Annotated in this window: 15 protein-coding genes; 10 read left to right on the top strand and 5 right to left on the bottom strand. The window is 47.1% G+C overall.

Features of this window, described 5'->3' with window-relative positions:
• Positions 1–2: 2 nt before the first annotated feature.
• Together L0U89_RS07100 and L0U89_RS07095 are read right to left on the bottom strand one after the other, a co-directional pair.
• Positions 3–1,226, bottom strand: a complete 1,224-nt coding sequence (locus tag L0U89_RS07100) for a DUF8744 domain-containing protein (protein WP_234860889.1) — start codon at positions 1,224–1,226, stop codon at positions 3–5.
• 161 nt (positions 1,227–1,387) lie between these two features.
• A complete protein-coding gene (locus L0U89_RS07095) occupies positions 1,388–3,172 on the bottom strand; it encodes a hypothetical protein (protein ID WP_234860959.1) in 1,785 nt (594 codons plus the stop codon).
• A gap of 388 nt (positions 3,173–3,560) precedes the next feature.
• Between L0U89_RS07095 and L0U89_RS07090 the strand changes: the two genes are divergently transcribed.
• The 3 genes from L0U89_RS07090 to L0U89_RS07085 are packed head-to-tail and all read left to right on the top strand — an operon-like array spanning position 3,561 to position 6,508.
• Positions 3,561–5,678: a ribonucleoside triphosphate reductase gene (locus L0U89_RS07090; RefSeq protein WP_255777842.1), complete on the top strand. Its 2,118-nt coding sequence runs from the start codon at positions 3,561–3,563 to the stop codon at positions 5,676–5,678.
• A complete protein-coding gene (gene nrdD, locus L0U89_RS20460) occupies positions 5,662–5,838 on the top strand; it encodes an anaerobic ribonucleoside-triphosphate reductase (RefSeq protein ID WP_008625303.1) in 177 nt (58 codons plus the stop codon). Before L0U89_RS07090 ends, nrdD begins: the two co-directional genes overlap by 17 nt.
• Positions 5,825–6,508 (top strand): anaerobic ribonucleoside-triphosphate reductase activating protein, encoded by a 684-nt coding sequence (locus tag L0U89_RS07085; protein ID WP_234860888.1) that lies wholly within the window; start codon positions 5,825–5,827, stop codon positions 6,506–6,508. Before nrdD ends, L0U89_RS07085 begins: the two co-directional genes overlap by 14 nt.
• A gap of 77 nt (positions 6,509–6,585) precedes the next feature.
• On the opposite strand, the gene L0U89_RS07080 is transcribed toward L0U89_RS07085, so the two are convergent.
• The 3 genes from L0U89_RS07080 to L0U89_RS07070 all read right to left on the bottom strand — a co-directional run bounded on the left by L0U89_RS07080 (position 6,586) and on the right by L0U89_RS07070 (position 9,984).
• Entirely contained in the window at positions 6,586–7,035 is a 450-nt protein-coding gene (locus L0U89_RS07080; RefSeq protein WP_008625305.1) for an OsmC family protein, read from the bottom strand.
• A gap of 100 nt (positions 7,036–7,135) precedes the next feature.
• Positions 7,136–9,481, bottom strand: a complete 2,346-nt coding sequence (locus L0U89_RS07075; RefSeq protein WP_234860887.1) for a nitric-oxide reductase large subunit — start codon at positions 9,479–9,481, stop codon at positions 7,136–7,138.
• A 65-nt stretch (positions 9,482–9,546) separates the two neighbouring features.
• A complete protein-coding gene (locus L0U89_RS07070) occupies positions 9,547–9,984 on the bottom strand; it encodes an RrF2 family transcriptional regulator (RefSeq protein WP_040479246.1) in 438 nt (145 codons plus the stop codon).
• A 337-nt stretch (positions 9,985–10,321) separates the two neighbouring features.
• On the opposite strand from L0U89_RS07070, the gene L0U89_RS07065 reads away from it, so the two are divergent.
• From L0U89_RS07065 to L0U89_RS07035, 7 genes are all read left to right on the top strand, one after another.
• Positions 10,322–10,909: a TetR/AcrR family transcriptional regulator gene (locus L0U89_RS07065; protein WP_008625313.1), complete on the top strand. Its 588-nt coding sequence runs from the start codon at positions 10,322–10,324 to the stop codon at positions 10,907–10,909.
• A gap of 16 nt (positions 10,910–10,925) precedes the next feature.
• Positions 10,926–12,248 carry a TolC family protein gene (locus L0U89_RS07060; protein ID WP_234860886.1) on the top strand — a complete coding sequence of 441 codons (1,323 nt, stop codon included), beginning with the start codon at positions 10,926–10,928 and terminating at the stop codon, positions 12,246–12,248.
• Between the two features lie 7 nt (positions 12,249–12,255).
• Positions 12,256–13,302, top strand: a complete 1,047-nt coding sequence (locus tag L0U89_RS07055; protein WP_008625317.1) for an efflux RND transporter periplasmic adaptor subunit — start codon at positions 12,256–12,258, stop codon at positions 13,300–13,302.
• Positions 13,303–13,313: 11 nt separating this feature from the next.
• A complete protein-coding gene (locus L0U89_RS07050; protein WP_234860885.1) occupies positions 13,314–16,433 on the top strand; it encodes an efflux RND transporter permease subunit in 3,120 nt (1,039 codons plus the stop codon).
• A gap of 171 nt (positions 16,434–16,604) precedes the next feature.
• The gene (locus L0U89_RS07045) at positions 16,605–16,862 is read left to right on the top strand and encodes a PqqD family protein (protein WP_008625321.1); all 258 of its coding nucleotides are present in this window, start codon (positions 16,605–16,607) and stop codon (positions 16,860–16,862) included.
• A complete protein-coding gene (locus L0U89_RS07040) occupies positions 16,849–17,895 on the top strand; it encodes an ATP-grasp domain-containing protein (RefSeq protein ID WP_008625324.1) in 1,047 nt (348 codons plus the stop codon). The genes L0U89_RS07045 and L0U89_RS07040 overlap by 14 nt, the downstream gene beginning before the upstream one ends.
• 14 nt (positions 17,896–17,909) lie before the next feature.
• Entirely contained in the window at positions 17,910–19,268 is a 1,359-nt protein-coding gene (locus L0U89_RS07035; RefSeq protein ID WP_234860884.1) for an alanine racemase, read from the top strand.
• Positions 19,269–19,271 lie beyond the last annotated feature (3 nt).

The raw sequence follows: 19,271 nt of genomic DNA, 5'->3' as shown, positions 1-19,271 counted from the left end.
CATCATTGGGAAAACGGGTCAGAACCGATCCTTTCTATACTGTTAAGATTATCAACCTCAAATGGATTTAAATTTTTTTTGAATGAATCCTGAGGGGAAATCTTGGGATTCTTTTTCGGAAAACCAGAATGGTTTCTTAGCTGGCGGTGGGACAATCGGACAAAATCCTTTCTTGCGCCAATGGTTCGAAACAGGACAATCAATGCCATCAATACAAACATTGATAGAATGCTTAGGCCGTTGACGATACCGAAAAAGAGCCGCAATTCCGCCCAACCCATGAGCGAGACCAGGGCTCTTCCCAAAAGCGATAGCTGGAATACCACCCACCCAATCCACAGAACCGAATGGTACAGGGAAAGCTTAAGGTTCAGCACCATTGGCAGGATAATCGGCGCATGCGCCCAAATCATCGAAAATGCAAATCCCAAAAAGAAGGTATGCAGGTATAGGTCGTAGAAAAACCCGTGGTTGTCCAGAAAACACAATGCGAGCCCATGCAGCGTCAGCCACACATAACCCACCCGAAGGCCTACACCGATATAGCGAAACTGCTTTTCTTTTTTGGCGGCGATTTTTGCCATGTCAAAGTGCAGCAACCAATAAGAAACCGCCACCGCCGCAAATCCCATCAACCACCTGCCATGACCATGGAAAGGCAACAACATACCCAGAAAGAAAAGACCGAGTATGGCGAGAAGCGCCTTTTTTGCCCAAGTCGGAGTTGGCAGGAACTTGCTGAGTTCCAATCGCTCACCAATGATGGTAAAGAATACAAAACCTATCCACCAAGGAACTGCCGCGGCAATCAGGCCTTTTTGGACCCAAGCTACAATACCTATAAGGTAAAATGCCGCGCCGGCAGCCATCACATATTGATGCATCAGTGGATGCCTGACCGTCTGCAGGTACATCATTGCCACCAAACCAAGGCCTGCCAAAATCAACAAAACGGATCCTGTCTGCGAAAACCCCAGCAGCACAACCGCAATGCTCAGACCATTGAAGACCGGAACCAGCATCCAAGTCTTTGCCTGCATCACCATGGCCCTTTCCAGACTGATCAAAGTGCCTAAAAATCCTGCAACCATCAACAACCCATGCCCGGCAGCAGCTTCAGGGACAATCCAACCTACATATCCAAGGCGATTGAATCCTCCCAAAACCCCCATTAGCAAGCCAGCGACTGCCAGTGGAAATACCATTATGGGTCTGAGAACTTTCATAACAAATAGGGGATATTTTTATCCTTTATTTTTTCCAAAGAAAAGGGAGATAGGTTCTCCCTTTGTTTGATGCTTCGAAATTAGAAAGAAAATATAAAAGGACAAATTTATCCGTTATTATTTTCTCCATCAATGCTTAAAATCAAAACTTCGATCAGTACTCAGGATACGCTGGGGACCAAGCCTTCGATTTGTTCTTGGAGGAATCGTAACTGCTCCTTCATTTGCAGCATGACTTCCTCCGCGTCTAAGCTGACTTCGTCGATAAGTTTGTTGTAATACTGGATGCCCGCCGTCAGGTTTTCCCTGAATTTAGACAAATAAGCCTCGTATTTGGCTGTAGGTTCGGGTAGCGCCTTTGTCACTTCTTTTTGCAGATGCGCGACATAAAGTTCCAACTCCTTGATAAATACATGGGGACGGGAGGCATCGATGGTAATCTGGATCTTTCCATATATATGATCCACCATTTCTCGAAGGCTGAAGACGCCCTTGAAATATGCCAAATTAGGTCCAGGGCAAATAGTGACGGCCTTGAGGTTTCTCTTGGGCGTTTCTCCAAGTGCCAGGATTGCAGGAGCGCTGAGTCCCTCGCAGAGGCAATCTTTTTCCAAAGTCTCATCTAGCTGTTCCCTTGAAATCTCATTCCTTTCAAAAAGTTTGGTTTTGAGATTTTGGTATTCCCGGGATGCGGTGCAGATGGATTTTTCCGAAAATTCCTTCGAAAAGGCCAAGAACTTCTTGTAGCAAGGGCTGCCCGGACGGTTCTTTTCGATCCTTTCGACCCGCTGCTGCTCGCCACTACTGGTACGCAGATTGTTGAAAGGAACACCCAGCGGAGAAGCATGGCTGAGGTAAAAATCGGACTTCTTGGCCTGAATCAAGCGATCCAGCGTGTCCTTATCCACTGAAGTGGCTTCGGGAACAAGTAGGAACGGGCTTCCCCATCCAGTACCATCGAGTGCATAGTATTCAGTCAGGAAACGGTTTTCGGCTGCGGTTCCAAGCCCGCCTTGGTAAGTGATTTTCGGTTGGATTTCTGTAGGAAGCAGATATCCTCCCGTATCGGAAAGGTATTGTTGACAAGCTGCATGCAGTGCTTGGCTGAGTGCTTCCCTTTTGGTTTTGAATTCCTCCAAAATCGGCCCAGCCAGAAAACCTTCGGTTGCAAAGGCATGCCCGCCACAATTCAATCCCGACTCGATCCTGAATTCGGAAATCCAAAGGCCCTTTTTCGCAAGGAATTTTCCTTGGATCAGTGCAGAGCGATAGTCGGATACCTTAAGGATGATTCTTTTGGTAATCCTTCCAAACTGATCCGGGAAAAACCCCGCAAACTGTGCCGCATAGCTGTACAAAGCCGGATTCAGACCAGCAGAAAAAACGACCGCACCGTCTACGCTGCTCATGGCAAATCCGCGCAAGGCTGACAGCGCATCAGAAAATTCCCTCGGAAGTTCGTTCCCCTCCTTATCGCTGTTGATTTTGTCCACCTTGGTCATGATGTTGACATCGATCGCACCGGGCTGAATGGCATTTCTCAACAATTCCTCCAAGGCCAGACGTTCTGGACCTTTGGCGCCCAGCATCTCGTGATACAGGTTGAAAAGCGGGTTTTCACTCGGCAGCAGTTCAAAATATTTGTCAATATCCGCCCCTGCCCCAAACGATTGGGACTTCATTTCCGTCATATGGGCTTCGACCCTCTCGTGGAGAAAATCGAGGTAGGCGGTAATTCTTTTTGCCCGATAATCCTCCTCCTTTTCGTCGATATATTGATAAGGAATCCCGCCCTTGCGGCTGTAAATTCTCCGCATTTCCTCTAGAAGGTGGTCGTCCATGATGGAAACGACGGATGAAATACCAAATCGGGCGACTTTGAGGGGTGAATCTACCGTGTAGCCCAGTCCCATGACCGGGATGTGGAAGGAATGCAATGTATTCATGGTACGCAGATTGAACTTGATGCGATTGACCCGAACAGGCCATGCCAATAAAAGGACAAAGCTATCCGCCATTTTTGGGAAAGAAGAATTTTTAGAGGGTAATTAAAGGTGATTTTGGTCATGGAAAATGGCCTTAACTTTGAAGACAAGGCATGTGATTCCAAATCGTATTTAAACTTAACTTTTTTACCTTGTTGAATTACTTAGTCCAAAAAATCATCAGAAAAGAATAGCAAGCTCGGAAACTCAAGTTTTAAACGCAATTTTATTTAGGACAAAAAAGTATGATTTATATCACCGTGAATCATGACCAATTCCATACTCGAAAAAATGGCCTATTTCTACTTTGGATAAGTTTTAAATGTAGAACCATCAACCCAACTCCTTTATGGATCAATTTGTCATCAAAAGAAACGGTGCCTTTGTGCCTTTCGAATCCTACAAAATCAAAGATGCCTTGGTCAAAGGCTTCAACTCCGTCCACCAAGCTTATGACCCTTATATATTCGGAAAAATCCTCGAAGGGCTTAGTAAAAAGACCACTTGGGCCGTCGAAGAGATCCAAGACCTGATCGAAAAAGAACTCTTCGATGCCGGTTTTTTTGAAGTCATGCGTTCATTCATACTTTACCGACATACCCGAAAACTCCAACGCGAACATGTCGCCGGCCTCAACGAGGATACGACCTATGTCGATAGCACCCAAACCATAGAGGAATATATCCACGCCACCGACTGGCGGATAAACGCCAACGCCAACACCTCCTACTCCAATGCCGGCCTGGTCAACAACGTCGCCGGAAAAATCATCGCCAACTACTGGCTGGACAAGGTGTATTCCAAAGAGGAAGGCTATGCCCACCGCAACGGGGATTACCATATCCATGATTTGGATTGCCTAACGGGGTACTGCGCTGGCTGGAGTCTAAGGGTGCTGCTCAACGAAGGCTTCAACGGCGTGCGCGGTCGGGTGGAAAGTCGGCCTCCCTCCCACTTCCGGGAAGCATTGGGGCAAATGGCCAATTTCCTCGGCATTTTACAAAGCGAATGGGCGGGCGCCCAAGCTTTCAGTTCTTTTGACACCTACTTGGCACCATATGTTTTCAAAGATCAACTTTCCCAAAAAGACGTGGAAAAGGCGATCCGTTCCTTTGTCTACAACCTCAACGTCCCTGCCCGCTGGGGTCAATCCCCCTTCACAAATATTACTTTGGACTGGGTGGTACCCAACGACTTGGCCGACCAAATCCCCACGAAAAATAACCTGCACCTTTTAAGGGGACTCAGTAATGGCGAATTGGAAAAAAGTGCCCAAAACCGCGGTGTGCGTAGTTTGGAAGATATGACCTACCGACATTTTCAGCGGGAAATGAACATGATCAACAAGGCCTACTACACGATCATGACGGAGGGAGACGCAAATGGACAACCCTTCACTTTCCCAATCCCGACGGTCAATATCACGGAAGACTTTGATTGGCATGGGGAGAATACGGATTTGCTCTTTGAAAACACGGCCAAAATCGGTTCCTCCTATTTCCAAAACTTCATCGGCAGCCAGTACACCTTTGACGAAAACGGCTACAAAGTCGAAAACCCGAATGCTTATAAGCCAAATGCTGTCCGAAGCATGTGCTGCAGGCTTCAGCTCGACCTGAGAGAATTGCTCAAGCGCGGCAACGGCCTCTTTGGATCGGCAGAAATGACCGGCAGCATTGGCGTGGTGACAATCAATATGGCTAGGTTGGGCTATCTCTACCGAGGAAACAAAAAGGCCTTGATAGTACGCTTGGACCACCTGCTGCTCTTGGCCAAATCCACTTTGGAGAAAAAACGGAAGTTCATACAGGAAATGTACGATCGGGGTCTTTACCCCTACACAAAAAGATACCTGCCACATTTTCGCAACCACTTCTCTACGATTGGGGTCAATGGGATGAATGAGATGATTTTGAACTTCACAGAAGGACAGTCTGACATTACTTCCATCGAAGGCCAGCAGTTGGCGGCAAATATCTTGGACCATATCCGTGACAGAATGCGGGAATTCCAAGAAACAACGGGCAACCTATATAATCTCGAAGCAACACCTGCGGAAGGAACTACTTACCGCTTTGCCAAAGAAGACCGGAAAAGGTATCCCGAAATCATTCAGGCCGGCATGGAGGAAAACATTTACTATACCAACAGTTCCCAACTGCCCGTCAACTTTACCGACGACCCCTTTGAGGCCCTTTTCCACCAAGATGAGCTCCAATGCAAATACACAGGAGGCACAGTCCTCCACCTCTACATGCGGGAAAAAATATCCACAGCCGAAGCCTGCCGAAATCTGGTAAAGAAGGTACTGACCAACTTCAAGTTGCCCTATATCACAGTCACGCCGGTATTCAGTATTTGCCCGGTACATGGCTACCTCAATGGCGAGCACGAGTTCTGCCCAAAATGCGATGAAATCCTAGTCCAAAAAATCCAAAACCAAAACGATTATGCAAACCTATCCTGAAACACAATCCATCCTTGAAAAGCACACAGAATCCAGAACAAAATGCCTTGTCTATACCAGGGTCATGGGCTATCACAGACCCGTCGAGAGCTTCAACATCGGCAAAAAAGGCGAACACAAACAGCGTACGCATTTCGAAGAAAAAGGTGACCGATCCTAGGCCCATATTCAGCATCAGTCCATTTACGCTATTGGATTATCCAGACAAGACAGCCTGCATCCTATGGTTTGCAGGCTGTAATATGCGCTGCGGATATTGTTACAATCCCGAGATTGTCAAAGGCAAAGGCAAGATCGGGTTTAAGGAAGTATTGACTTTTCTCAATAAAAGAAAAACCCTACTCGACGGGGTCGTGTTCAGCGGCGGAGAATGTACGCTTCACCCCGACCTACCATGGCTTGCGGCCGAAGTCAAAAAAATCGGCATGCGCATCAAGGTCGATACCAATGGATCCAAACCCGATGTGGTGCGCCGCCTGATTGAGGACAGTTTGGTGGACTACGTGGCTTTGGACTTCAAAGCCATGCCTGCCAAATACCGATCGATTACCAATAGGCCACTTTTTCCAGAGTTCGAAAGAAGCCTCCTGCTGCTCCTTTCGTCCAACATTCCCTTTGAAGTCCGCACGACAGTGCACGCGGGGCTACTTTCAAAAACAGACCTGCACGAGATGGTAGGCAAACTAGCGGCTTTCGGGTATCGCGGCAAATATTTCCTACAGCATTTCGTCGCTGAATCCGAAACCTTGGAGCCACTTCCCAAAAGTTTAAAGAATGAAGTCCTCGATGACTATTCCAGCCAAGAAATTGAGGTGGTTTGGAGGAATTAAGCTATCAGAAAAAGGAAAAAAAACCGAGCCAATGGCCCGGCCTTTTGGGATGAAAAAGGTATGTCAGTCAATATTTCTCAGGGTTGGAATTCCTTCACGAAAATCTTCGGCTCCATAAAAACCCTCGTAAGGATGGAATTGGAAATCAAACAGGCCTTTTTGGCTTTTTCCAAAACCTTGAGCGCCTTCTCGGGATTTTCGTGGGGCGGCAGGGAAAGTTCAGGACTGAGGATGATTTCCGTCATTTGGAATTTGCCATCTTCACGGGAAAGCCTCCCTTTGGCATGGGAGGTAAAGCCCTCAAATTCCAGCCGCGAATGTTGGGCAACCGCAAGGAATGTCGTCATCAGGCAGGAATTTACCGCTGCGACAAAGAGATGTTCGGGGGACCAAATTCCGGGTACCCCTCCCTCAAATTCAGGCGGCGTGGCACAAGTCACCGTGTTATCCAAATGGGGTGAAGACAATTCTCCCACCCGTCCATGTTTCCAATGGACACTTACTTCGTAATCATGCGAATCGAACATAGAATTTCAATTATTTGTTTTTTGATTTTTGTGAACTTGCTCTTCGGAATTTGGGAGACATCCGTAACGGACATCTCCCGTTGGCATTGATATTGGGCGATCAAACTACCTCCACTACTTCTTCTTCATTTTTTTCGATTTCACTTAGGTTCAAAGGCCCTTGCTTTTTGACATACCGCGCACTGCGAAGCACAAACCAAGTGAGCGGGAACAAACCTCCCACACAGAATATCGAGCCACCCACTATGCGAAGCCAAGTCATGCTTTGAAATTCAGTGCCTTGGATAAACTCCTGCGACCTCGCATACCAATACCCCTCTTCCATCACGGTGACCAATTGGTGGATCCCGGCGGGAAACAAATCCAAGACGACCATCAGCAGAAGGCCGAGATTGATGGACCAGAACGACGCTTTGATCAATTGATGATTCCAGGCTTCGGGCTGTATCAAATACCGCAGGCAAAACAGCAAAGCTGCAATGGACAGATTGCCATACACGCCCATCAAAGCAGCATGCCCGTGGTTGACTGTGAGGTAGGTGCCGTGCTCGTAGTAATTGGCGATAGGAAGGTTGATGATCAAACCAAATACGCCCGCCCCAAAGAAATTCCAAAATGTCACACCGAGTATATAGAGAAACACTCCTGGCATGGCAAACAACGAAGACCGCCCGCGTCCGTTGGACTTATCCTCCAAGAGATGCGGCATTTTCTGCATCTTCCATGCCTCCAAAGTCAATAGGATCAATGGCACTACCTGAAGGGTGGAGAAAACACTCCCCAAGGCCAAGGTTCCGACAGGCTTTGCATTCCAATAGAAATTGTGGGAAATACCCAAAAGACCTGAACCTAAAAACAACAAAGCCGCCAGATAGACCACCTTCACAACAGCCTGTCGGTTGACCAAGCCCATCATTACCATCATGTATCCGACGATGATCGTCGTAAACACTTCAAAAAACGCCTCCACCCACATATGTACCACCATCCAGCGCCAGAAGTCAGCAATCACAAAGTTAGTCTCCGGTCTTGCCACAAATCCTGACATCAACAGGATCAGGATACAGACTATCGAATACACCAGCCAATTTGGCAAGGCCCAGGGCATGCCAGGGCGAAATGTATTTTTTACTCCCCGATAGACGATCAGGGCCCAAAGTGCAAATATGGCCAAGAGGAAATATTGGTAAAGCCTGCCCAACTCGACGAATTCCCAACCTTGGTGGCCCAACCAGCGGGAATAGGATCCCAACATGCCTTTTGGGCCGAGGAAAATCCCCACAAATGAACCGGCCACCATCACGAAGAATATCCCAAACAGCAAATTGATCAACAACAATTGTCCTTTGGGCTCCTTTTTAGCGAGCAAAGGCAACACAAAAAACGAAATCCCAACCCAGCAGGCGGAAATCCAGTAAAGCGACAATTGGACGTGCCAGCTACGCGAAATCGTCACCGGAATCGCCTCCTGAAGGTCGACCCCAAAGAACTTTGTGAAGCCCACAAAGTCGTGCACAGTGAGTACCCCAGCTAGGACTTGAACCAAAAACAATAGAATCGCGACATAGAAGAATTTGAAAGTTGCCCGCTGAGTGGGACTTGGCGTAAAGGCATGGAGCTTTTCTTCCGTGACCATTTCGGACGCGCCCTTGGAATAATACTCCTGGTTCAGCTGCTCAAACTGGCCGTAATAGTACATCACAATCCCAAGACCCAACACTAAACCCAAAAGCCCTACAATACTCCAAATCATAGTGGAGGGGGTTGGGACGTTACCCGCCTCAGGATCATAGGGCCAGTTGTGGGTATAGCTGTATTTTTCGCCCGGACGCTGCACACTGCATACCCAAGCGCCCCAATAAAAGAATCTAGCCAAATTCCGGATTTCTTCCTCGTTTTGGATATATCCGGTGGGATTGAACGCCTCGCCAAAACCTGCATCTGTAAAAACACGCACATAGAAATCTTCCACCGCCCGAACGCCGGCAATTTGCGCCGAGTTCAAAACCGCAGAATTATCGCTTGGCTGATAGGTATTTGCCTTTATTTCCTGCTGTACTTTTCCAGTGACGGCTGCTTCACCGAGTTCCTGAAGCCCCTGATAATTGGGGAGATTTTTTATATAGTATTCCTTCATTGCCTTGGCGTGGACATTCAGCGCTTGGGCGGTGAAATCAGGCCCACGAAGTGCCCCGTCCCCAAACATGCTGCCGTATTCCATGAGTGCGTACCGGTGAAAAACCTCCTGCCCCTTCAAGATTTCGGCTTCGCTCATGACTTTATTACCATTTTCATCCACAAAATCAGGGATTGGTGGTGCCTCTTCATAGGTCTGATAGGCAATGAATCCCAGCCCAATGATGCTGACCAGGAAAATGATACCAATGGGAACCCACCAGTTTTTGGGCTTCATCAGGTAATGCAGAAAGGTAGTTTCGGATTTCATGGTTTTGTGCAGTAAAGTTTATTTCATATTTCGGAGTATTTATTCTTATTTATGAAGAAAAAAAATCACAGCAAGAGGCGGACCTCCTCTGAGACTATTTTTTCAGATAGGTGTTGCAGGCTGGTACCACTGAGATGTACACGGATGTCATGCTTGACGTCCTTCCAGAAATCGTGGACCGGACAAGGCTTGGCGTGTCCGCATCCCGGCAAACCAAGCAGGCATTGGTCGAAATAGTCTTTCCCTTCGAGGGCAAACACGATATCAACGAGCATGATCTCTGAGGCGGGTTTTGCCAAGGCTATGCCGCCAGAGGGGCCACGGTATGAATAAAGGATGCCTTTAGCGGTGAGTTCCCGGAAAATTTTGGTCAGAAAGTGAAAGGAAAGGTCTATTTCCCGAGCGATTTCGCCTATACTCATGTATTCCGACCCACTTGGATGGGACACCATATAAAGGAGTGCGCGAATACCGTATTTACTGGTTTGGGAAAGGACTTTCATTATTCAGACAATTTTATCCGAAATAAAAAACAATTTTTTAGAAGAACAAAATGTGCGGCCATTTTTTGATTTCGGAATCAGATTGTTCTGAACTTGTTTTTGCAAAGGGATGCTTTTTGAATAATTGGAAATCGCTCTAAATATGAAATCTTTACCTAGGAACGACTCAACCTATTTGCAGGTTATTCGAAACCGCGGTGACTAACGATTCAATCGAACTAGGATAAACCTCGGCGTCTATCCTGCCTTTGAGAAAATCAACAAGCGATAAAAAAATAATTCATCAAAATTTTTGGCTTGAAAAAAATACGGTACCTTTGTTAGTGAATATTCACATATGCCAATGGAAGTCTCGGAAAGACAAAAGGAAATTATCAACGCGGCAGGAAAAATCCTCACCCAAGCAGGCCTAAGTGGACTTACGACCAAAAACCTTGCAAAGGAAATGGAATTTTCCGAAGCAGCCATTTACAGGCATTTCGATAGCAAAGAGGAAATAATCCTTGCATTGCTCGGTTTTTTGAAATCCAACATGGACGAAAGACTTGGACGCATTTACATGGTAGATACTTCGGCTCAACAGAAGTTTCAGGCGATATTCCAAAGTCAATTCGAGTTTTTCAGAGACAATCCCCATTTCGTTGTCGCTGTGTTTTCGGACGGGCTATTGGAGGAAAGCTATAAAATCAACCAAGCGATATTGGACCTCATGCAGGTCAAAATGAAATACCTTACACCCTTGGTCATGCAAGGGCAGCAGTCCGGTACGTTTACACAGGCGATCACTACGGAAGAACTCGTTCATATCATCATGGGCTCATTCCGCCTGCAAATGTTCAAGTGGCGAATAGCCAATTTTCAGTTTGATATCATCCGTCAGGGAAAAAACATGATCGCGGCGTTGTTGACCTTGATGGCGTCCTAAAAAAATTTTCAATTATATGTTAGTAAATATTTACATACAGAAGAGCGTTCTAATTGGACTTCTGTTAGCCAGTGCGCCCGTAAGTGCACAGGTAAAAATGTGGACCCTCGATGAATGTGTCGATTCCGCTTGGGCCTACAATAAAACGCTGCAAATCGCCCAGAATAACCAGGACATTGCGGTGCTTAAAAACCAAGAAGCGAAAGCCTCGCTTTTACCCAAGGTGTTTTTACAGGGCGATTACAGATACTTCACAGAGCTTCCGATCCAATTGATGCCCCAATCTGCATTTGGCGGACCGGAAGGAGTATTTAAGGAAATCCAATTTGGCGTTCCACACAATATCAGTGCGAACCTCGGATTCAAAATGCCCCTTTACGACCCGCAGGTTACCGGAGCGATCAAAGCATCAGAAACACTCCAGGAGCTATCCTCGTTGCAGGCACAGAAAACCAAAGAACAAGTTTATCTGGAAGTAGCCAATCTGTACTACAATGCGCAGATCTTGAAAAATACGCTGGACTTCCTTCAAAAAAACTTGGCGAATAGTCAGCGACTGGAAAAAAACACCCGGCTTCTTTACGAACAGACACTCGCACAGCGCACGGATTGGGACAAAGTAGTCCTACAGGAGACACAGTTAAGAAGCGCGATCACGCAGGCACAAAGCCAATTCCAGTCGGTGCTCAATGCTTTGAAATTTGTAATTGGCCTAGACTCGGAAAGAGAAATTGATGTCCCTATGGATATTGAAGGTGCTATTTCCGACCATGGCGAATTCCAGAAAAGCCTCGACCATAAAATCCAAGAAAAAAAGGCAGCACTTACCCTACAGGAACTCAAGACGCTGCAAAATACCCGAATCCCTACCCTTGCCCTTTATGGCAGCTACGGTCGAACCGGCTTTGGCTTCACAGGCGACCCACAATCCTTCTTGAATTTCTACCCCGTGAGCTTCACAGGCATTCAACTCAATTTCCCAGTTTTCAATGGTACAATCACCAACAAGAAAATAAGGCAAAAGCGAATTGAACTCGAAAACCAACAGCTCCAAAAGGAATGGATAAGTGCGCAAACCTCCATGCTGTACGAAAACGCACAGCTTCAGCTAAAGGCTTCCAAAACGCAGCTTGAAACTGCCCAAGGCCAAATTCGGCTTGCCGAGTCGGTTTACCAAAGAACCCTGCTACAACAAAGGGAGGGTTTGGTCAACCTTACAGAGGTATTATTGGCAGAAAATACCCTGAGAGAAGCGCAGCAGCATTACCTCAGCAGCATGGTCGACTACCTGAAAGCCGATCTTGAAATCAAAAAAACATCAGGAAACCTCCTAAAATGAAATCCCCATGAAAAAGATACTCTATATCCTAATCCCAATAGCTCTAGTCGGCTTGGTCATCGGAAAATTGGCCACCAACAAAAAAACCGCCGAAGAAAGGGTTTACAAATTTGATCCTTCAAAGGCCGTCGAGGTGGCTACGATGGAAATCAGCGTCTCAAAAGTGCAGCCATCATACGACTACACGGGAACCTTGGAGCCTAATCGCGAAAGTAAACTCAGCGCTGAAGTGCAAGGTAAGGTCAACAAGGTTTTGGTTGAAAATGGAGCAACCGTACGAAGGGGGCAGGTGCTGATTCAATTGGACGATGCCTTGCTGCAATGGCAACGCAAAACCGCTGAGGTGCAAGTGAAAGGGCTGGAGCGCGACTTGAACCGATTTCGAATCCTTGTTGAAAATGACGCAGTCCAAGGAATACAACTTGAAAAAACCGAGTTGGCCTTGGAAACTGCAAAGATCCAAATCAATACGTTGAATGAACAAATCAATAAATGCCAAATCAGGGCTCCATTTGACGGTATCGTGACGGCCAAGCTTACCGAAGAAGGGGACTTTGCTGCACCCGGAAAGCCACTGCTTCAGTTGACCGATATTTCTTGGTTGAAGTTGAGCATTCAGGTTCCAGAAAAGGATCTGATCTTGTTTCAAATAGGCCATGATTACCCCATCGCCATTCCTTCCCTCAATTTGGAAACAACAGGCGAAGCAAGTCTGATCGGCAGTAGAGGCAATCCGGCCAATAGTTTCCCTGTAGAAATTACAATTGCCAACATAGACCAAAAGATCAAAGCAGGGATGTTTGGTCATCTGCGCCTGCAGAGTGTCTCTGCCATTAAAGGAATCGTGATCCCATCCTCAGCCATCGTCGGTTCTGATCTTGCTCCACAGGTTTTTGTAATCAAGGAAGGCAAGGCAATCCTGAAGAGCATTGTCATCCAAAATCGAATCGGAGACCAAGTCCTGCTACACTCAGGACTTCAGGAGAACGAAATCCTGATCACAGGCGGACTGATCAATGTCTTCGAAGGCGCCCCCGTGACCAAAAAACTCTAATCCAAGAAGCCATGAACATTACATCCATATCGATCAATAGGCCCTCGCTGGTCATTGTACTCTTCTCGATTTTCATTCTCCTGGGTTACATAGGCTTCACCAACCTGTCATACGAGTTGATGCCTGACTTCAACCAACCTGTTGTAGTGATCAAGACTGTCTATCCAGGGGCAGAACCTGAAGAAGTCGAGACTTCCGTTTCCAAGAAAATTGAAGATGCGCTTTCTAACCTGGAAGGTGTCGATTATCTCGTGACAAAATCCCTTCCCAATGCCTCCGTCGTCATAGCCAACATGAAATATGGCGTCAATCTGGATCAAGCCATGCTGGATGCGCAACGCTACATCGACAATATCAGGAAGGCCTTGCCCGAGCAAGTTATGGCCCCCGAGATGTCCAAAGTGTCGCCAAATGACCTACCCATCATGTCCATCACTGCGACCAGCAAGCTGAGCAGCACGGAGTTTTTCCAAAATATGATCGACGAATATCTCCCTCAAATCCAACAGATCAAAGGCGTGGCAGAAATCACCATTCTTGGAGGCGAACAGCGGGAAGTTCAGGTAAAGATCGACCAAGAAAAGTTGCGCCAATACCGCGTGTCGCTGCAGCAGGTAGTTGAAGCAATCAACCGCTCTGGATTAGATATCCCAGCAGGTATCGTGCAGACGGCAAAAGAGCAGAGCGCGGTAAGATTAAGCGGGAAATTCAGGACTTTGTCAGATATCGAAATGGTACAGGTAGCCATGCCAATACCCGGAAGCCCGATTTATGTCAGGGATTTGGCTGTTGTAAAGGATGGGATCAAGGAAATCACATCGATCAGTCGCTACAACGGAAAAGAAGGAATCGGCCTGATGCTCAAAAAACAGGGGGATGCCAATGCCGTGGACGTGTCCCGTGCCGTCAGGGCCGAGTTGGAACAGATTGAAAAACTAAATGCCGCAGATGGGGTCGATTTTATCATCGCCGACGACAGCACGGACAACACTATTGCGGCGGTAGATTCGGTTGTATTTGACCTCATCCTGGCAGTTATCTTGGTTTCATTGGTGATGCTGTTGTTTTTGCGAAGTTTCAGGAACTCGATGATCGTATTGGTCGCGATACCTACGTCTCTTGTGACGGCATTCGCCGTGATGTGGATACTGGGCTATACACTCAACCTGATGACCTTATTAGCTATGTCGCTTATCATCGGGATCTTGGTAGACGATGCCACGGTAGTGTTGGAAAATATCCAAAGACACTTGGATATGGGCAAAGAAAAGCGCGCCGCTGCCTTGGACGGCAGGATGGAAATCGGATTTTCGGCAATCTCAATCACTTTGGTCGATGTAGTTGTATTTCTTCCTATTCTTTTCTTACAGGTATTTGTGGCGGATATGCTCAAGCAATTTTCAGTAGTGGTCATCACTTCAACTTTGACGAGTTTATTGGTCGGCTTCACCCTGACACCTTGGATGGCTTCACGGATCGGGAAATCCGAGGACCTACAACCAAAAAACCTATTCAATCGGTTTTTGATATGGTTTGAAGAACAGTTGGATCGCTTCATAGCTTGGTATGGACGCCAATTGGTTTGGGTATTGGACCACAAACTCATTCTTGTGGGAATCGTCCTTGCCCTTTTTGCCTTCACGGCAATCACCCTGAAGCAGGGGATCATCGGAAAGGAGTTGATCGCTACCGGAGATCAAGGGAAATTTAGGCTTTACTTGGAGTTTGACAAATCCACCAGCATCAAGGAAAACAACGTCCGAACACTGGAAATCGAGCAGTTCTTACTCCAACAACCCGAGATCTTGACCGTGTTTAGCAATGTAGGCGGTCCCTCGACGGGTATTGGAAGCCTCGGAGTTGGCTCGGCCTATAAATCAGAGCTTACCATACAGCTCAAAGATGCTCAGGAGCGTAACAAAACTCCGACGGAGAGCTATATGAAGCAAATCCGTGAAGTTCTGAAAAAGGACTACCCCGGAATCGGCTATTCCATGGCAGCCTTGGGTTTGGTTCCCCGATCCGCTCCCATCGAGCTTACACTCAGCGGTCCTGACAATGAAGAGGTCATGGCAGAAGCCAACAAATTGAAAAAAGTAATTGAAAATATCCCCGGTGCAGACCATGTCAGACTATCGGTAGAGGAAGGAAGTCCTGAATTCCAAGTCATTCCCGATCCTGACCGCCTGCAACGCCTAGGACTGAACAATGCCTATGTGGGCATTACCCTACGAAATGCATTGAGCGGGAATGATGACGCGACATTGACCGAAGGGGGGACGGTATATCCCGTCAGAATCCTTTTGGACAATTTTAACAGACAAAATTATGATGACATCAACCGTGTGTTGCTGGTAAATCCCATGGGGATGCCAATTAACCTTTCCCAAGTGGCAGCTATTGTTCAGACAAAGTCAGCGTCACTACTCGAAAGAAAAGACCGACAACCCGCTGTGACACTTACCGCAGATGCGTTGGGAAGGCCATCCGGCACCGTTGCTGACGAAGTGGTTGCCTTTTTGAAACAAAATCCCCTTCCAGAAAATATCAGCTATGTATGGGGTTCGGACATCAAAAGACAAAATGATAGTTTCGGCGCGCTCGGTTCGGTACTGTTGATTTCCTTCTTGCTGATTTACCTGATTATGGTGGCATTGTATGACAGCTTTGTGTATCCGTTTGTGGTGCTGTTTTCGATCCCTGTCGCCGTGATCGGGGCGTTTTTGGCACTTAACCTCTCAATGAATAACCTTAGCCTATTTGCCCTTCTTGGCCTGATTATGCTGATGGGACTGGTAACCAAAAACGCGATATTGATCGTGGATTTCACCAACCAACTGCGGGAAAAGGGGCTCACAGTCCGCGATGCGCTGATTGAAGCCGGGAAAGGCAGGATGCGTCCCATCCTCATGACTACCCTATCCATGGTTTTTGGGATGCTTCCCATCGCGCTAGCGACAGGGACAGCTTCAGAGTGGAAAAACGGTTTGGCTTGGGTCATTATCGGAGGGCTTCTTTCTTCCCTGATACTCACGGTGTACCTCGTTCCGGTGGTTTATGAAGCGATCGAGAAATTACGGGAGAAACTTGGCCGAAACTCAACCCAATTGAAAGAAACGGTATCTACATAAGCTATCTTCAATAAACTTTCGAAGCATCAAAATCCACACATGAATGGATTTGTCTGGTTGACTCAAAACACGATAGATTTTCTCTATTGGGTGACAAATGTCATAATTTCCCTCCCTAAATCTTTCTAATTTTTAACCATCAATAAAGATTGAACCCTTCACATCCCTGCTATGACAAGAATCAAGAAAAATATCGCAATCAGTGATTCGGGATTTGTTTTTGACCCGGGTACAGGTGATTCGTATTCGCTCAATCCGACAGGCTTGGAAATCGTACAGTTGATCAAATCGGGGAAAGATTTCCAGCAGGTCCTGGCAGAAATGTCGATAAAATATGAAGTAGATCCTGAATCATTTGAAAGGTACTACTACGACTTCACAACAACGCTCAAGCAGTTGCGGCTGACAGAATCCGATGGAGAAGATTAAACTCAATATCGCCTTATCGGGACTCAATAATATTGATAGTCCCGGACCGGGAATCCCCGTGATCAGAGGAATCAGAGATTCGACGAAAATCGATGCCAGGATCATTGGACTGGCATACGACAATTTGGAACCTGGGCCCTACATGCATGAGCTCGTGGACAAAACCTACAAAGTACCCTATCCGTCGGATGGCGTGGAACCCTTGCTCGATAGGATCAAATACATCCAGGAAAAAGAGCACGTGGATGTGCTGATCCCAAATTTTGACTCCGAACTGTTCACTTTCATGAAGTCCGAAAAGGTCCTGCGCGACATGGGCATCCGGACATTCCTCCCTACCCTGCAGCAGTTTGAAGAAAGGCACAAATCCAATCTCCCCCAGTACGGAGAAAAATACGGAGTAAAAGTCCCCTACAGTGAGCCCATTGGCAGCATCATGGACTTTCGGAAAATCGAGGAAAAATTTGATTATCCCGTAGTCGTGAAGGGTAAATTCTACGATGCCTATATCGCTTATGACTTGGAGCAAGTCGGGATTTACTTCAATAAGATTGCAGCAAAATGGGGCCTACCCATCGTCATCCAGGAATTTGTCAGAGGTACAGAGGTCAATGTAGTCGCCCTCGGTGACGGCAATGGCAATACCGTCGGCGCTGTCCCCATGCGCAAAACCTATATCACCGACAAAGGCAAAGGCTGGGGCGGAATTACACTCCAAGATCCCGCGATGCTGGACTTGACCCACAAGATTATCTCACAAACACATTGGCGTGGGGGGATGGAGCTCGAACTGATCAGGACTGCGGCAAACGAGCTTTACATGATCGAAATCAATCCAAGGCTTCCTGCATGGGTATATCTGGCCGTGGCGGCCGGGCAAAACCTACCCGAAGCGCTGGTCATGCTGGCGATGGGCATGGAGGTCAAACCCTTTACCCACTACGAAGTCGGAAAAATGTTTATCCGTTATTCGTACGATATGATTTGTGACCTCAAGGAATTTGAACAACTCTCTACCAAGGGAGAACTCTAACCCGAACTGAAACCATGACAAAGCTAACATTCGAACGGCCCATCATCCAGCGAATCAATGCGGGTCTTCCCAGTAAGTATGGAATGGCGCATAAACTGGAGCCTGTCAGCCATATCGATGGTGTTTCCATCAAGTCTTTGCTTGAGTCCTACGGATCACCATTGGTCATCATCTCCGAATCCACTATTCGGAAAACCTATAAAACTGCACATCGGGCCTTTAGCTCGCGGTACCCCAAGGTACAGTTTGCATGGTCCTATAAGACCAATTACCTCAATGCCGTATGCAATGTATTCCATCAAGAAGGCGCCTGGGCGGAAGTCGTGTCAGGGTTCGAATATGAAAAGGCAATTGCCAATGGCGTTCCGGGAGATTTGATCGTGTTCAACGGCCCGGACAAAAGCCGGGAAGACCTGTCCAAAGCGATCAAAAACGGCTCCCTAATCCATATTGACCATTTTGACGAACTGTATGAAATCATTTCGCTCAGCAAGGAATCCGTGCTGCGACCCAAAGTCGCCATCCGGGTAAACATGAATACAGGTATTTACCCACAATGGGACCGTTTTGGCTTCAACTATGAAAATGGCGAAGCTTGGGATGCGTTGAATAGGATCATGGCAAGCAAGCAGCTGGATCTCGTCGGCCTACATACCCACATCGGCACATATATCATGACCACAGAGGCATACAAAGTGGCTGCGACAAAGTTGGCAGATTTGGCTGTGAGGATCGAAAAGAAGTTTGGCCAGGCACTCCAATATCTTGACTTAGGCGGCGGATTTGCTTCCAAAAACACGCTTCGTGGCGCCTACTATCCAGGAACCGATACAGCGCCTTCTTTCGATGACTTTGCGGAAGCTATCACCTCCGCGCTCATGAGCAGTGAAATCAAACCTGACCATCTTCCTTTGCTGATACTGGAAACCGGCCGTGCAATGATCGACGATGCGGGATATTTGGCTGGGACTGTAATCGCCAACAAAAGACTGGCAGACGGTCGTCGGGCTACAATCATTGATGCCGGTGTAAACCTGCTGTTTACGGCATTTTGGTATGAACATGACATCAGACCTGTGGAACCTGTCTCCGAACAATCCGAAGACACGACGATCTATGGGCCGCTTTGCATGAACATAGATGTCATCCGCGGCAATATCATGTTCCCTCTTTTGAAAAAAGGGGACCACTATGTCATCCGAAGAGTTGGTGCATATAACAATACACAATGGCTTCAATTTATCAATATGCGACCAAACGTGGTGTTGTTGGACGGCAAGGGTAAGCCACATCTGATCAGAAAAGCCGAAACACTGGAAACGATCAACTCCCAAGAAATCACGCCGGATCACTTGGCGAAATTTGACCTGTAAATC

Source organism: Mariniradius sediminis (assembly GCF_021491425.1).
In the GTDB taxonomy this organism is placed as follows: Bacteria; Bacteroidota; Bacteroidia; order Cytophagales; family Cyclobacteriaceae; genus Mariniradius; species Mariniradius saccharolyticus.
Note: the sequence above shows the minus strand (reverse complement) of the source record. Positions and strands in the feature narration are given on the sequence as shown.